Source organism: Plantibacter sp. MPB07 (assembly GCF_046619465.1).
Lineage (GTDB): Bacteria > Actinomycetota > Actinomycetes > Actinomycetales > Microbacteriaceae > Plantibacter > Plantibacter auratus.
The window spans coordinates 4014310-4028619 of the sequence record NZ_CP177043.1; the positions used below are offsets into that span (position 1 = coordinate 4014310).

Here is a 14310-nt window from a genome sequence, read left to right on the forward strand (position 1 = left end):
GGAACCCTGTGCGAGGGTGGATGAACTCTTCGAAGGGTCCGATGATGCCCGCACCTGATGATGGCCTATCCGGTCGGTTCCCTGCGCGCGGCCGCGTGACCACACGACGGTTCGAGGGTGCGACCGGGATGCAGGAGGCGTCGGGCGCGCTGCGATTCGTGGACGTGGACCCCGACCGGTTCTCGATGACCGTCGACTCGGTCGTGCTCGGCGAGTACGTCCTCCATCGCAACACGGTCGGGCCCGGGACGTTCGACGTCCTCGCCGACGCCTACGGGCTCGACGAGCCGGTCGCGACGATCGTGATGCTCATCGAGGGTGCGGCCAGCCTGGTCCACGGACGACAGCAACTCGACCTGCTCCCCGGGACCGGAACGCTCACGGAGGGCGCCGAGACGTACCGGACGACGATCCAAGACCACGCGACCTATCTGTACGTGTTCGTGCCGATGCGTGCGCTCCGCCGCCTCGGCATCGCCCCGACGAGCGCCCTCGGCCCCTTGGCGCCGTCGCCCCTGTTGCGGGGGAGCGCCGCGTTCCTCGTGGAGGTCATCTCCGCGTTCGAACCGATCGGCGGCGCCGCACAGCTCAGACTCTGCCGCGTGATCGACACGATGCTCGCGACGCTCTACGCGGAGAACGACCTCTTCCGGGCCGAGGGTGAGGCCGGCCGGGTTCCGCTCCGGCTCCGGATCATCGAGCACATCGCCGCGTCCTTCGCCGAGCGGGAGCTGCGACCGGAGACGCTGGCGCGTCGCTTCAACATGTCGACCAGGTCCCTGCAACGGGTGTTCGAAGGCTCGGGCACGAGCGCCGCCGGCGAGATCGCCGAGCGGCGGGTGCAGCTCGCGCTCGCCCTCCTCTCGGACCCCGACCACCGGGGCCTGTCGATCGCCGAGGTCGCGGCCCGCTGCGGCTACCACTCCCAGGCGCACCTCCGTCGAGCGGTCGTCGCGCACACCGGTCTCAGCCCGAGCCAGTTCCGAGAGCAGACCAAGGCGGAGGACGCCTGAGGTCGCAGCGCCGTCCGAGTGCGCCGGATCAGGCTGCGGTGCGCCCGCTTCGTCGCGGAGCCGTCAACCAGGGCCGCAGCAGCCTCGTGACGAGTGGCAGGAGCCAGTAGGTCATGATCGGCGTCAGGATGAGCGTCGAGATGAGCACGTGGAGGAACACGCCGAGCGGTTCCCAACCGGGCACGAGCGCCGTGACGAGGAGGGTGAAGACGAGGTTGAGCGGGAAGAAGCCCGACCAGATGCTCACCGCCTGCTTCCAGCGCGGCGGTGCCGGCGGGATCGGGTCCGGGTCGCCGGAGAGCTCGGCCTCCTCGACGCGGAGGATCCCGTCGGGCGCGTCGAACCACCCCTCGATCCCGCTGCGCCGCTCGACGCGGGACTGCTCCATGAACTCGCGGCCGCTCGAGAGCCACCAGGCGCGTTCCTTCGACTCCTCCCAGTCGGTGAGCGTCTGTTCGTCCGCGAAGCGGTAGAGCATGTACCAGACGTCGCTCTCGGCGCCGGCGCGCACCCAGCCGGAGCCGAGGAAGCCGGGGTATCGGTTCGCCAGGTTGATGCCCGCCTGGACCCAGATGGTGGCCTCGGAGATCGACGCCGGGTTGACGCGTCGCTCGATCGAGACGGTGATGGGATCGTGTTCCATGCGCCCAGTAGACCGCACTCGTGTTTCGATCTCGTGTCCCGCTGTGGCCCCCGTAGAGTCGAGGCATGGCGACTCCTGACTTCGTACTGGCCCTCCGCGAGCGGATCGGGCACGCGCCCCTCTGGTTGACGGGGGTGACCGCCGTCGTCCTGCGCGGTCTCGGGACGCCCGAGGCGGAGGTCCTGCTCGTCCGGCGACAGGACAACGGGGCGTGGACGCCGGTCACCGGCATCATCGACCCGGGCGAGGAGCCCGCGGTCGCGGCGGAGCGCGAGGTCCTCGAGGAGGCGGCCGTGGTCGCCGTCGCCGAGCGTCTCGCCCAGGTGCAGGTGCTCCCGCAGAACGTCTACGACAACGGCGACGTCACGCAGTACATCGACCTCGTGTTCCGATGCCGCTACGAGTCGGGCGAGCCGTATCCGGCGGACGGCGAGAACTCCGAGGCGCGGTGGTTCCCGCTCGATGCCCTGCCGGAGCAGGTCTCGCAGAACTTCCGCACCCGGATAGCGCTCGCCGCCTCCGACACCCCTGAGGCCCACTTCACCCGCTGACGTCCCTCCACCTGCCCGCGAACTGTCACTTGAGGCTAGTTCCGGGGCCCGTGACTAGCGTTTGGTGACAGTTCGCGGGCAGGTGGAGGGGGTGGCGGTGGCTGCGGCGATGGCGTCGGCGGCTCGGACGAGGGTGAGGTGCGAGAGCGCCTGCGGGGTGTTGCCGACCTGCCGCGCCTGCTGCACGTCGTACTCCTCGGACAGCAGGCCCAGGTCGTTGCGGAAGGACAGCAGCCGGTCCATCAGCTCGCGGGCGTCGTCGAGTCGGCCCGAGGCCGCGTACTGCTGCACGAGCCAGAACGAGCACGCGAGGAACGGGTGCTCGTCGCCCGGCAGACCGTCGACCCCGCTCGTCGTGCGGTAGCGCAGGAGCAGACCGTCCTGGAGGAGGTCCTCCTCGATCGCGGCCACCGTCGCGAGCATGCGCGGGTCGTCGGGTGCCACGTAGCCGATCTGCGCGAGGACGAGCAGCGACGCGTCGACCTCGGTCGTCCCGGCATGCTGGACGTAGCACCCGCGTGCATGGTCGACGTTCTCGCGCTCGATCGTCTCGCGGAGGGTCTCGCGCAGGGCCTCCCAACGTTCGACGGGCCCGTCCATGCCGTGCTCGCGAACCGCTCGGACGCCGCGGTCGAGCGCCGCCCAGATCATGGCGCGCGAGTGGGTGAAGTGCTGCTCGTCGCCCCGCACCTCCCAGATGCCGCGGTCGGGGCGGTTCCAGTGCTCCTCGAGGACGCCGAGCAGCGCGCGCTGGAGGCTCCACGAGAAGTCGTCGTCCGCGAGACCGACCGAGCGCGCCTCGTCGAGGGCGATCATCACAGACCCGAAGACGTCGCCCTGGTACTGCGTGTAGGCGCCGTTGCCGACGCGCACGGGGGCGGCACCGAGGTAGCCGGGGAGGCTGTCGAGCTCCTCCTCCACGAGGTGGCGTTCGCCGGCGAGGCCGTACATGATCTGCAGGTCGTTCGGGTCACCGGCTATCGCCCGGAGGAGCCACCTGCGCCAGTCGTGCGCCTCCTCGGTGAAGCCGTGCTGCATGAGGGCTTCGAGGGTCAGCGAGGCGTCGCGCAACCAGACGTAGCGGTAGTCCCAGTTCCGGACGCCCCCGAACGACTCCGGCAGGCTCGTGGTCGCGGCGGCGACGATGCCCCCGGTGTCCTCGTGCGTGAGGGCGCGGAGGACGAGTAGCGACCGCACGACCGCCTCCTCGTACTCGTCGGCGGGATCGCAGCGGGACGCCCAGTCGCGCCACCAGGCGATCGTGTGGTCGATGCGCGGGCCGACGTCGACCGGGTCCGGCACCTCGCGGTGCGAGGGGTACCAGGTGAGGGTGAGGTCGACGGTGTCGCCCGCGGAGACCTCGACGGTCGCCGAGTGGGCGTGATCGGACGCCGTCAAGTGCACGCCCCGGACCACGACGGCGTCGGGGCCGGCGACGGCGACGATCCCGGATCCGTCCGGGAGCTGCCGCACCCACGGGATCGCGTCGGCGTACCCGAAGCGGAGGCGAACCTCGACGTCGACCGCGACGGTGCCGCTGAGCCCCTCGATCCGGCGGACCACATCCGCCCGGCGGTCGCCGTGGGGCATGAGGTCGGTCACACGCACCTGGCCGTCGGGGGTCGTCCAGACGGTCTCGAGGACGAAGGTGTCGTCGAGGTAGGCGCGGCTCGCCGTCGCCCGAGCATCGGCAGGCCGGACCGTCCAGCATCCGTGGTCCTCGGTGCCGAGCAGCGCACCGAACATCGACGGCGAGTCGAACCGGGGGAGGCACAGCCAGTCGATGCTGCCCTCCGACGAGACGAGCGCGGCGGTGTGGCAATCACCGATGAGGGCGTAATCCTCGATGGGGCTGGGCATGCACCCATGCTGCCACGCCGCCGCGCGCCTGCCTGGGAGTGATGCTCCGTGACTTCTCAGGGTGGATCGGGTAACGTAGGTGAGTCGGCTCTAGACACCGCGTTTGTACCGCGGAGGGTTATGTCAGTCTGGTGGGCCGGTTTCGTCGGAGAGAACTCCGCGAACACACACATGATGTGGACGGCCCCGGCCAGTGATCGCCCGGGTATGAGCATGCCGCAGCGCAGCCGAGGTTTCGGATGGCGCTGTGTGAGTCATGCAGGTTGTTCATGCGAACGAGTTATAACCCGGAAAGCATTTCTCCATGCCCAAGAACAACACCCCCGCCGGCAAACGCCCGGCCAAGAACTTCGACCCCAAGTCCAAGTACGGCGAGAACAAGCGGCCCTTCGGTTCGCGTCCCGGCGCGAAGTCCGGCAGCAAGAGCGAAGGCCACCGCGGCTACCGTCCCGACGCCGGTGGAGCGCCGCAGAAGTCTCGCTGGAACGCAGACGAGCGTGCCGAGCGCGCCGCCCGCTTCGAGTCGGAGGAGCGCGGCGACCGCGCACCCCGCGGCGACCGCAACGAGCGTCCTGCCTACAACCGTGGTGGCGACCGCAATGAGCGTCCTGCGTACAACCGTGGTGGCGACCGCAATGAGCGTCCTGCGTACAACCGTGGTGGCGACCGCAATGAGCGTCCCGCGTACAACCGTGGTGGCGACCGCAACGAGCGTCCCGCGTACAACCGTGGTGAGCGGACTGAGCGTCCTTCGTACGGCGACCGCAATGAGCGTCCTGCGTACAACCGCGGTGAGCGGTCCGAGCGTCCGTCGTACGGTGACCGCAATGAGCGCCCGTCGTACAACCGCGGTGGCGACCGGAACGAGCGTCCTGCGTACAACCGTGCTGAGCGGTCCGAGCGTCCGTCGTACGGTGACCGCAATGAGCGCCCGTCGTACAACCGCGGAGAGCGGACCGAGCGTCCCTCCTACGGTGACCGGAACGAGCGTCCTGCCTACAACCGTGGTGAGCGGTCCGAGCGTCCCTCGTACGGTGACCGGAACGACCGTCCCGCGTACAACCGTGGTGGCGACCGCAACGAGCGTCCGGCCTACAACCGGGGTGAGCGAACGGAGCGTCCCTCGTACGGTGACCGCACCGAGCGTCCCGCGTACAACCGTGGCGAGCGGACCGAGCGTCCGTCCTACGGTGACCGCCCGGCCCGTCAGGGTGACCCGCGTCAGGCGAACCGCACCGACCGCCCCGCGCGTTCCTACGACGACCGTCCGAAGCGTTCCTTCGAGGAGCGTCCGGCGCGTTCGTACGACGACCGCCCCAAGCGGTCCTTCGACGACCGCCCCAAGCGGTCCTTCGACGACCGCCCGAAGCGCTCGTTCGACGACGGCGGCGCGTCCGACGCCGGCCGTGGCAGCGACTACTACCCGAAGCGCGACGCCGGCTCCTACACGCCCCAGGACGACGTGGTGCTCGAGCGCCTCGAGGCCGACGCGATCCAGGCCGGCGACGTCGAGGGTGTGACCTTCGAGAGCCTCGGCCTCGGCGGCAACATCGTCCGTGCGCTCGCCGAGCTCGGCGCCGACAGCCCGTTCCCGATCCAGGCGGCGACCATCCCGGACGTCATCGCGGGCCGCGACGTACTCGGCCGTGGCCGCACCGGCTCCGGGAAGACCATCGCCTTCGGTGCCCCGCTCGTCGAGAAGCTCATGGAGAACGGTGGCGGCAAGAACCGCAAGCCGGGTCGCAAGCCCCGCGCCCTCATCCTCGCCCCGACGCGTGAGCTCGCCCTGCAGATCGACCGCACCGTGCAGCCCATCGCGCGCGCCGTCGGCCTCTTCACCACGCAGATCTACGGCGGTGTCCCGCAGGGTCGCCAGGTCGGCGCTCTGCAGCGCGGCGTCGACATCATCGTCGGTACGCCCGGTCGCATCGAGGACCTCATCGAGCAGGGTCGCCTCGACCTCTCGCAGGTCACGGTGACCGTCCTCGACGAGGCCGACCACATGTGCGACCTCGGCTTCCTCGAGCCCGTGCAGCGCATCCTGCGTCGCACCGCGCCCGACGGCCAGAAGCTCCTCTTCTCCGCCACCCTGGACAAGGGTGTCGCAGCCCTCGTCAACGAGTTCCTCCCGAACCCGTCGGTGCACGAGGTCGCCGGTGAGGACCAGGCGTCCTCCACGATCGACCACCGCGTGCTGGTGGTGGAGCACAAGGGCAAGGACCGCCTCATCGAGGAGCTCGTCAACCGCACCGAGAAGACCCTCGTGTTCGCCCGCACACGGGCGTACGCCGAGCGTCTCGCGGAGCAGCTCGGCATGGCGGGTATCCCCGCCGTCTCGCTCCACGGCGACCTCAACCAGGCGCGCCGCACGCGCAACCTGGAGAAGCTCACCTCGGGTCGGGTCAACGTGCTCGTCGCCACCGACGTCGCCGCCCGCGGCATCCACGTCGACGACATCACGCTCGTCGTGCAGGCCGACGCCCCGGACGAGTACAAGACGTACCTGCACCGTGCCGGCCGCACCGGCCGTGCCGGCAAGATCGGTCGCGTCGTCACGATCATCCCCAAGGCCCGTCGCCGCCGGATGACCGAACTGCTCGACCGCGCTGAGATCGAGGCCGCGTTCGACGACGCCGCCCCCGGCGACCAGCTCGTCGAGGACATCGCCACCGCGTAGTCCTCACCGCATCAGGAACGCCCGCCGAGCTCACGCTCGGCGGGCGTTCTCGCGTGTCAGGCGGTGAGGGCCGCCCGTTCGTCGTCGCGCGGCGCGAGGACGACGGCGTCGTCGACCCCGTCGAAGGTCCGGACCGGACGGGTGGCGTCCCAACGCTGCCAGCCCGGGTCGCCCGCCTTCGCGAACGCGACCCAGGCGTCGTGCATCGCGGTCGCGAGCGACTGCGGGGCCGAGGGGCCGGCCATCCGGACGGCCTCCGGCGAGTCGAGGCGGTCGAACACGAAGCCGATCTCCATCGCATGGGCGGCTCCGAGGGCACCGTGCCCGTCCTCGCCGACGGGGCTCCGCCAAGCGAACTCGTACACCCACGTGTCCGCACCCGCGGCTGCACGCGCGTCGGCGACCCGGTTGAGTGGCACGCGCAACAGGACGTCCGTCGCCATCGCACCGAGGATCTCCCCGGTCGAGGCCTTCGGACGGTTCCGTCGGAAGGTGCGGACCGTCGCCGCGGGGATCCCGAGCTTGAGGCGTGCCGCGAGCAGATGGACGCGTTTGATCGTCGGGAGGAGTCCCGTCGGGACGAACCACAGTCGGTACTCCTCGGTCGTGCTGCCGATGAGGACGGGGATGCCGGCCGCCCGTCCGGCGAGCAACGCGTCGAACGGACTGTCCGGTACGAGTGGTGCGGCCGTCGCGACCGCGAAGCCGGCGCCGCCGTTCAGCGGGTTGCCGCCCGCCATGGCCCGCTCCTGCGCGGCCACGAGCCCCTCCGGTGGAACACGTCGGAAGCCTGCTCGGGTGGTGGGGACCCCCAGATCCTTCGCCATGAGCTTCGATATGCGGCCCGCCCGCTCGCGCGTCTGCGCCTCCAGCGGCCCGCTCTGGATGATCGCCCGGCGCATCACGGCTGGAGCGTCCGGGTGGGTGAGGAGCGTCGCCACCGAGGCGCCGCCCGCGGACTCGCCGAACACGGTGACGTTGTCGGGGTCGCCGCCGAACCGGGCGATCTCGTCCTGGACCCAGGTCAGGGCCGCCAGTTGGTCGGCGATGCCGAGGTTCAGCGGGACGTCGTCGAGCACCGAGAACCCCTCGGACCCGAGACGGTAGTTGACGGAGACGAGGACGACGCCGTCGCGAGCGAATGCGGTGCCGTCGTAGGCGTCGAGCGCGTTGGAGCCGTGGACGAACGAACCTCCGTGGATCCAGACCATCACCGGGCGCAGGGCGGTCGACGGCTCGGTCGGTGTCCACACGTTGACGTTGAGGATCTCGTTCCCCGGCACGGTCACCGTGGAGAGGAGGTCGCCGACCGCGCCGGCATACGGGGCCTGCGGGGCGGTGGCGCCGGGCCGGGTCGCGTCCCGCGGCTCGTCCCAGGGCTCGACCGGCTGGGGGAGGCGGAACCGGTCGTCGCCGAACGGCGCCGCGGCATACGGGATGCCGAGGAAACTTGAGACACCGTCTGCGCTGCGTCCGGTGACCGGGCCGCTGCCGGTGTCGACGGTGATCGGCACGGGGCCGTCGCTCGACTGGGTCTCGTCGTCGGCCGGTTCCAGCCCAGGGTCGATGCTCATTCGGGTCCGTTCGTCGATGCTCGGGTGACCAACTGTATCGACGGCGGTCGTACGCGTGCCTGTGCATCGGACGGGAGACGGGTGCGGAAGACTGGAACGATGCAGATCCGTCCGTTCACCCCAGCCGACACCGACGCCGTCATCGCCCTGTGGAGCATCGTCGGTCTCACTCGACCATGGAACGATCCGGCGAAGGACATCGAGCGCAAGTCGACGACGCAGCCCGAGCTGTTCCTCGTCGGGGCGGATGCCGACGGTGCCGTCGTCGGCACCGCGATGGTGGGGTACGACGGCCACCGCGGATGGGTGCACTACCTGGCCGTGTCACCGGCGCAGCAGGGTGGTGGACTCGGTCGGGAGCTCATGGCCGAGGCCGAGCGCCTGCTCATCGGACTCGGGTGTCCGAAGATCAACCTCATGGTCCGGACGGGCAACGACCGCGTGATCGGGTTCTACGAGGCGCTCGGGTACGGCACCGACGAGGTCGCGCTGCTCAGCAAGCGGCTCATCCCCGACGCCTGAGGCTCCGGGTCAGAAGAGGGTCGGCTGGACCTGCAGGCCGGTAGTGACGAACTCCGGGGCGCGCTTCCGCAGCTCGGCCCGCTCGCCGTACCCGTCGCGCAACATGCCGAGCGCCGACGAGCGGACACCCCCGGTGGCCGGGTCCTCGGTGCCGCGCTCGAGCCCGTGGTCGCGGATCATCGGGCGGATGCGCGCGGCCAGCCACTTCCGGTACTCCTTCGGGGCGTAGGCGCCGTCGGCGTACATCGAGGTATACCGCTCGACGAGCTCGGGGTGCTCCCGCGACAGCCACTGCATGAACCAGGGTTTGACGCCGGCCTTCAGGTACAGGGTCGAGAAGAGGACGGTGCTCGCGCCGGCCTCGCGGATGCGCGACAGGGCGAGGTCGAGGTGGTCGACGGTGTCGGTCAGGTAGGGGAGGATCGGCATCATGAAGACCCCGACGTCGAAGCCGAGGTCGGCAGCCGCGCGGACGGTCGCGAGTCTGGCCGCCGCCGTCGGGGTGCCGGGTTCGATCGACTGCTGGAGCTCGTCGTCGTAGATGGCGATCGACATCGCGAGGTCGACCGGTAGGCGCTGAGCGACCTCGGCCAGGAGGGGCAGGTCGCGCCGAAGCAGCGTGCCCTTCGTCAGGATCGAGAACGGTGTTCCCGAGTCGGCGAGGGCCTTGATGATCCCCGGCATGAGCCGGTACTTGCCCTCGGCGCGCTGATACGGGTCGGTGTTCGTGCCGAGTGCCACCGGGTGCCTGCCCCAGCTCGCCTTCGCGAGCTCCTTCTCGAGGACCTCGGCGACGTTCACCTTGACGATGAGCTGCGAGTCGAAGTCCTTCCCGGCATCGAGGTCCAGGTACGAATGCGTCGGTCGGGCGAAGCAGTACACGCAGGCATGGGAGCAGCCCCGATAGGGGTTGATGGTCCACCCGAACGGCATCACGGACTGGCCGGGCACGCGGTTGAGTGCGGACTTCGCGAGCACCTCGTGGAAGGTGATCCCGGCGAACTCGGGCGTCTGGACGCTGCGCACGAGGTTGTTCAGCTTCGCGAGGCCCGGCAGCGCCGACGTCGTCTCAACCCCGAGTTCCTGTCCGCTCCACCGCATGCCTCCATTAGAACATACGTTCGAGTGCTGCGGGTGACTCCGGACGATCAGTTCCGGATGACGGGACCCGGACCGGCGGTGAGGCTCCACCACAGGAGAGCGGCGCTCACGAGCCAGAAGGCGACCATGAAGCACCAGTCGCGGGTGCGGAACGGGATGCGGGTCCGCTCCGTCCGCTGCGGATGGGCGCCGAACGCGCGGGAGTCCATGGCGAGCGCGACCCGCTCCGCGTGGCGGATGGCGCCGGCCAGCAGCGGCACGACGGTGCCGGCGGCGCGGCGCACGGCGGCGATCGGTCCGCGACCCTCGGCCATGCCGCGGACGCGGTGGGCGGAACGGATCACCTCCAGCTCGTGCCCGAACCGCGGCACGAACCGGTAGGCGGCGAGCGCCGTGTACCCGATCCGGTAGGGCACGTGCAGCTGCTGGATCATCGAGCGGACGAACTCCGGACCGGTCGAGGTGAGGCCGCCGATGCAGGCGAGGACGAGCAGGGCCGCGAGCCGCAATGCCGTCGCGAGGCCGACGAGCAGCGCCCCGAGGAAGAACCGGTAGTCGCCGACCTGGAACAGCAGGACGGACTGGTCGACGCGGTTCGGGTCTGTCCACAGGCCGAAGCTGAAGGACATGATCGCGACGATGAGCGGCAGTGCCACGAAGAGCAGGAGGGCGACCGTCCGCGTGAGTCTGGCCCCGACGAGGATGATCACGATCGCGAGGGCGATGAACAGCGCCGGCGTGACCGGGTCCCTCGTGAACGCGAGCAGGATCATCACCGGGAGCGGAGCGCCGAGCTTCGCGAGCGGGTTCAACCGGTACAGGAATCGACCGGCCGGTGCCGTGCTCGAGGCGTACGGGTCGATCGTCGTGGCGCTCATCGGGCGGCCGCCCCGGGCAGGTCGTCGAGTCTCGACAGGTGCCGCCAGTCGGGGTGGTTCACCAGCGAGCGCATCGACTGGGCGAGCGGTGGTGGGCGGAGCCCCGCGCGGCGCAGGAGCTCGTCGTCGCCGAGGACCGCGGCGGTCGTGTCGTGGGCGAGCAGGCGACCGCCGGCCATCACCGCGACGTGACTCGCGTGATCGGCGACGAGCTGGAGGTCGTGGGTCACGACGAGGACCGTGGTGCCCTGCGCGTTGAGTCCGGCGAGGAGGTCCAGGAGCTCGTTCGCCCGCGCCCGGTCCTGGCCGAAGGTCGGTTCGTCGAGCGCGAGCACCGGAGCTCCGGCGATGAGGGCGCTCCCGACGGACAGCCGGCGCTTCTGGCCGCCGGACAGCAGGAACGGGTGCACGTCGCGTGCGGATTCCAGGCCGAACCGCCGCAGCAGGTCGTCGACGCGCCGCTCGATCTCGGCGTCGTCGACGCCCCGGATCCGCAGGCCGTGCGCGAGTTCGTCGTGGACGGTGTGGGCGATGAACTGGTGCTCGGGGTTCTGGAAGACGAAGCCGATGTGCGCCGCGATCGTCCGGACGTCGCTGCGCCCCGGGTCGATCCCGCCGACGTCGATGCGCCCGCGGGGAGGCCGGACCACCCCTGCGATCGCCTGGAGCAGGGTCGTCTTGCCGGCACCGTTCGTCCCGATCACCGCGAGGAAGTCGCCCGTCCCGACCTCGAGGCTCACCTCGCGGAGGATCGGGGTGCGCCGGCGGCCGCGACCGCGTTCGACACTGAGCCGGTCGACGCGGACCGCGACCGACCGCCCGGTGATGGCCGGGGCGATGGCTACCGGCGGCGGCGCCGGCAGTGCGGTCGCGTCGAGTGCGGCGGTCAGGTCGGCGGGTGTCAGGGGGAGGTCCGGCAGCAGGACACCGCCCTCCCGCAGTCGCAGGGCCGCGAGCGTCGCGACCGGGAGCCAGACACCCATCGCGAGCAGTTCGTCGAGGTGGCCGAGCAGGACGTCGCGGGTCGGGCCGTCGAAGGCGAGCCGCCCGTCACGATCGAGGACGACGACCCGGTCGACGAGGTCGATGGCGGCGTCGAGGTTGTGCTCGACGAGCAGGATCGCATGCCGCTTCCCGTCGCCGTCGGGTCCGGAGACGAGTGAGCGGAGGGCGGCGTAGACCTCCTCGATCCCGGCCGGATCGAGGTTCGCCGTCGGCTCGTCGAGGACGAGGAGGTCGCTCCCCATGGCCAGGGCGCAGGCGATCGCGAGTCGCTGTCGGCCTCCGCCTGAGAGTCGGTCGGGTTCTCGGCCCGGCGCTCCCAGAGCCCGACCTGCCGGAGCGCCCGTTCGGCGCGGGACAGCACCTCCTCGACGGGGAGCAGGAGGTTCTCCGGGCCGAAGCACACCTCGTCGAGGACCGTTCCGGTGACGATCTGGGCATCGGGGTCCTGGAACACCATCGCCACGTGCTCGCTCAACTGCGCGACCGTCGAGGTGGCCGTGTCGAGCCCGCCGGTGACCACAGCACCCTCGAACTCGGCCGGGACGGCGTGGGGGACGAGGCCGTTGAGTGCCAGCGCGAGCGTCGACTTCCCCGAGCCGCTCGGCCCGAGCAGGAGGACCACTTCACCGGGTGCGACCTGGAACGACACGTCGTCCGGGGTCCACTCCTCACGCTCGTCGTGACGGATGCGCACCCGCCGGACGACGGTGGCGGGGTGCGTCGGCGGTACGGGGTCCACTCAGGCCCGCGTGCCGGCCGAGCCGCGGTCGCGCTGCAGGGGTTTCGCGATGGACCGCCCCACACCGGCTCTCGCGAGGGCCGCTGCGACCGCCCGCCCGAGCGCGGTGAAGGCGATCGGGCTGAGGACGAAGAGCGCGATGTAGACCGTCTGGGCGAGGGGTGCGAAATGCTCGATCCCGAGGACGACGAGCACGGAGCCGCCGAAGACGAGTCCGGCGATGCCCGCTGCCAGGTAGAAGACCCAGGCCCTCCAGACGCGGTAACGCGACACGGCGAAGGGGATCTCCTGCAGGAGCCCGATCGCGAGGCCGGTGCCGAAGTACCGGAAGAACCACTGCGGGCTGAACGCCGCTGAGACGAGGCCGGCGGTGAGCCCGGTCATGAGGGCCACGCCACCACGTCGGAGGAGCGCCTGCGAGACGACGCCCGGCAGGAAGTACACGCCGATGATGAGGCCGTAGAGCACCGGCGCGGTCGCGGAGATCGTGCCGCCGACGTACCCGGAGACGACGAAGACGAGGCCGCCACCGACGCCGATGGCGGCGCAGGTCAGCAGCAGTCGCGTACTCAGACGTTGCATGAGCCCACCTTCACGAGCAGCCGATCTCCTGAGGACAGCCTATCCTTTATCAGCCCGTCGAGACGCCGACCGACACCGCTCGGAACGGGGTCCCGAGCGCCCCGTCCGGGCGATCAGATCGAGCGTCGGCGCGGGGTCAGACGGACGTTCGGCAAGGGCGGCGCAGGGATGCGGTCCGTGCCGTGGCCGGCGACCGACCCGAAGCGCGGCGACCCCGCCTCCCAGTCCTCCCGGGCGGACGCGATGTCCTCGTGGCTGCGACCGACGAAGTTCCACCACATGACCAGCTCCTCCGGGAACGGCGTCCCTCCGAGGAGCACGAAGCGGGCACCGGTCGCGCTCCGGAGCTCGAGGCGATCGCACCCGGGCGCCAGGTAGAGCAACGGGCCGGAGCCGAGTTCGACGCCGCCGACCTCGAGCGCCCCGTCGATCACCAGGACGCCGTGCTCGAAGGCCGGATCCACCGGCACCTCGACGACGGTGTCGGCCTCGATCGTCACGTCGGCACCGATCAGGGGCGAGTGGACGGTCGCGGTCGACGTCACGCCGCCCAGCGTGCCGACGAGGACGGTCGCCTCCAAGCCTGGAGCGCGGTGGACGGGCAGGTCCGTGTGCTGCTCGAACGCAGCCGGCACCTGGGCGGCGGCCTCCGGGAGCGCCACCCACAGCTGGAGGCCGTGCATGGCGGCCGCCTCCTCGCCCACCGAGAACTCGGAGTGCGACACGCCTCGACCGCTCGTCATGAGGTTGAGCTCGCCCGGGCGGACGACCACGTCGCTGCCCACGCTGTCGCGGTGGCGGATGTCGCCGACGAGCGGCCACGTCACGGTCTGCAGGCCGGTGTGCGGATGCGGCAGCACACGCATCAGCGAGCGGTCCTCGTCGAAGCGGTCGAGGAAGCACCAGGCGCCGATCATCGGCAGCTCGCGCTGCGGGAGGGTGCGATGGACGCTCAGGCCGCGGACGCCGCCGAGGGGGACCTCGCGGGCCTCGAGGAGTCTCGTCCCGGATCCGTCGGGTGCATGGCAGACGCTGGGCACCGGGTCGGCGTCGAGTCTCGTCATGAGCGCCTCCTTATCACGGACAACGCTACTCCCGCTCGGCCTGACCTCGGCCCGCACCGACGTGGTTGACTGGGCGCGGGGCCCGTCCGGCTCCGCCGCTG

Annotated in this window: 12 protein-coding genes and 1 pseudogene; 4 read left to right on the forward strand and 9 right to left on the reverse strand. The window is 70.7% G+C overall.

The genetic code is table 11. The annotated features are described in order from the left end of the window. Positions 1-95: 95 nt before the first annotated feature. Entirely contained in the window at positions 96-1013 is a 918-nt protein-coding gene (locus ACLIME_RS18790) for an AraC family transcriptional regulator (RefSeq protein ID WP_411557897.1), read from the forward strand. A gap of 28 nt (positions 1014-1041) precedes the next feature. Here ACLIME_RS18790 and ACLIME_RS18795 read toward each other — a convergent pair whose 3' ends face one another. Beyond that, complete coding sequence (locus ACLIME_RS18795) at positions 1042-1656, reverse strand: antibiotic biosynthesis monooxygenase (RefSeq protein ID WP_411557898.1); 615 nt, start codon at positions 1654-1656, stop codon at positions 1042-1044. A 65-nt stretch (positions 1657-1721) separates the two neighbouring features. Here ACLIME_RS18795 and ACLIME_RS18800 point away from each other — a divergent pair, with 65 nt between their 5' ends. Then, positions 1722-2207 (forward strand): NUDIX hydrolase, encoded by a 486-nt coding sequence (locus ACLIME_RS18800; RefSeq protein WP_411557899.1) that lies wholly within the window; start codon positions 1722-1724, stop codon positions 2205-2207. Positions 2208-2261: 54 nt separating this feature from the next. On the opposite strand, the gene ACLIME_RS18805 is transcribed toward ACLIME_RS18800, so the two are convergent. Then, a complete protein-coding gene (locus ACLIME_RS18805) occupies positions 2262-4067 on the reverse strand; it encodes a glycoside hydrolase family 15 protein (protein ID WP_411557900.1) in 1806 nt (601 codons plus the stop codon). A 304-nt stretch (positions 4068-4371) separates the two neighbouring features. Between ACLIME_RS18805 and ACLIME_RS18810 the strand changes: the two genes are divergently transcribed. After that, entirely contained in the window at positions 4372-6744 is a 2373-nt protein-coding gene (locus ACLIME_RS18810) for a DEAD/DEAH box helicase (RefSeq protein WP_411557901.1), read from the forward strand. A 56-nt stretch (positions 6745-6800) separates the two neighbouring features. Here ACLIME_RS18810 and ACLIME_RS18815 read toward each other — a convergent pair whose 3' ends face one another. Then, positions 6801-8318: a carboxylesterase/lipase family protein gene (locus ACLIME_RS18815; RefSeq protein ID WP_411557902.1), complete on the reverse strand. Its 1518-nt coding sequence runs from the start codon at positions 8316-8318 to the stop codon at positions 6801-6803. Between the two features lie 99 nt (positions 8319-8417). On the opposite strand from ACLIME_RS18815, the gene ACLIME_RS18820 reads away from it, so the two are divergent. After that, positions 8418-8840, forward strand: coding sequence for a GNAT family acetyltransferase (locus tag ACLIME_RS18820; RefSeq protein WP_411557903.1), 423 nt, complete (start codon positions 8418-8420; stop codon positions 8838-8840). A gap of 9 nt (positions 8841-8849) precedes the next feature. On the opposite strand, the gene ACLIME_RS18825 is transcribed toward ACLIME_RS18820, so the two are convergent. The 6 genes and pseudogenes from ACLIME_RS18825 to ACLIME_RS18850 form a co-directional block, all read right to left on the reverse strand. Then, a complete protein-coding gene (locus tag ACLIME_RS18825; protein WP_411557904.1) occupies positions 8850-9941 on the reverse strand; it encodes an Rv2578c family radical SAM protein in 1092 nt (363 codons plus the stop codon). A gap of 47 nt (positions 9942-9988) precedes the next feature. Continuing rightward, a complete protein-coding gene (locus ACLIME_RS18830; RefSeq protein ID WP_411557905.1) occupies positions 9989-10819 on the reverse strand; it encodes an energy-coupling factor transporter transmembrane component T family protein in 831 nt (276 codons plus the stop codon). Further along, positions 10816-12066, reverse strand: coding sequence for an ATP-binding cassette domain-containing protein (locus tag ACLIME_RS18835; RefSeq protein ID WP_411558809.1), 1251 nt, complete (start codon positions 12064-12066; stop codon positions 10816-10818). Before ACLIME_RS18835 ends, ACLIME_RS18830 begins: the two co-directional genes overlap by 4 nt. A 21-nt stretch (positions 12067-12087) precedes the next feature. Next, positions 12088-12563 (reverse strand): annotated as a pseudogene (locus ACLIME_RS18840) (ABC transporter ATP-binding protein); the annotation flags it as partial. Continuing rightward, on the reverse strand, positions 12564-13145 hold the full coding sequence (locus tag ACLIME_RS18845; protein ID WP_079705103.1) for an ECF transporter S component: 582 nt from the start codon (positions 13143-13145) through the stop codon (positions 12564-12566). A 113-nt stretch (positions 13146-13258) separates the two neighbouring features. Continuing rightward, entirely contained in the window at positions 13259-14209 is a 951-nt protein-coding gene (locus tag ACLIME_RS18850) for a pirin family protein (protein WP_411557906.1), read from the reverse strand. Positions 14210-14310: the final 101 nt, after the last annotated feature.

Coding starts and splice junctions, on each gene's coding strand:
- ACLIME_RS18795 (WP_411557898.1), bottom strand. CDS start 1,656: ATGGAACACGATCCCATCACCGTCTCGATCGAGCGACGCGTCAACCCG.
- ACLIME_RS18800 (WP_411557899.1), top strand. CDS start 1,722: ATGGCGACTCCTGACTTCGTACTGGCCCTCCGCGAGCGGATCGGGCAC.
- ACLIME_RS18805 (WP_411557900.1), bottom strand. CDS start 4,067: ATGCCCAGCCCCATCGAGGATTACGCCCTCATCGGTGATTGCCACACC.
- ACLIME_RS18810 (WP_411557901.1), top strand. CDS start 4,372: ATGCCCAAGAACAACACCCCCGCCGGCAAACGCCCGGCCAAGAACTTC.
- ACLIME_RS18815 (WP_411557902.1), bottom strand. CDS start 8,318: ATGAGCATCGACCCTGGGCTGGAACCGGCCGACGACGAGACCCAGTCG.
- ACLIME_RS18820 (WP_411557903.1), top strand. CDS start 8,418: ATGCAGATCCGTCCGTTCACCCCAGCCGACACCGACGCCGTCATCGCC.
- ACLIME_RS18825 (WP_411557904.1), bottom strand. CDS start 9,941: ATGCGGTGGAGCGGACAGGAACTCGGGGTTGAGACGACGTCGGCGCTG.
- ACLIME_RS18830 (WP_411557905.1), bottom strand. CDS start 10,819: ATGAGCGCCACGACGATCGACCCGTACGCCTCGAGCACGGCACCGGCC.
- ACLIME_RS18835 (WP_411558809.1), bottom strand. CDS start 12,066: ATGGGGAGCGACCTCCTCGTCCTCGACGAGCCGACGGCGAACCTCGAT.
- ACLIME_RS18845 (WP_079705103.1), bottom strand. CDS start 13,145: ATGCAACGTCTGAGTACGCGACTGCTGCTGACCTGCGCCGCCATCGGC.
- ACLIME_RS18850 (WP_411557906.1), bottom strand. CDS start 14,209: ATGACGAGACTCGACGCCGACCCGGTGCCCAGCGTCTGCCATGCACCC.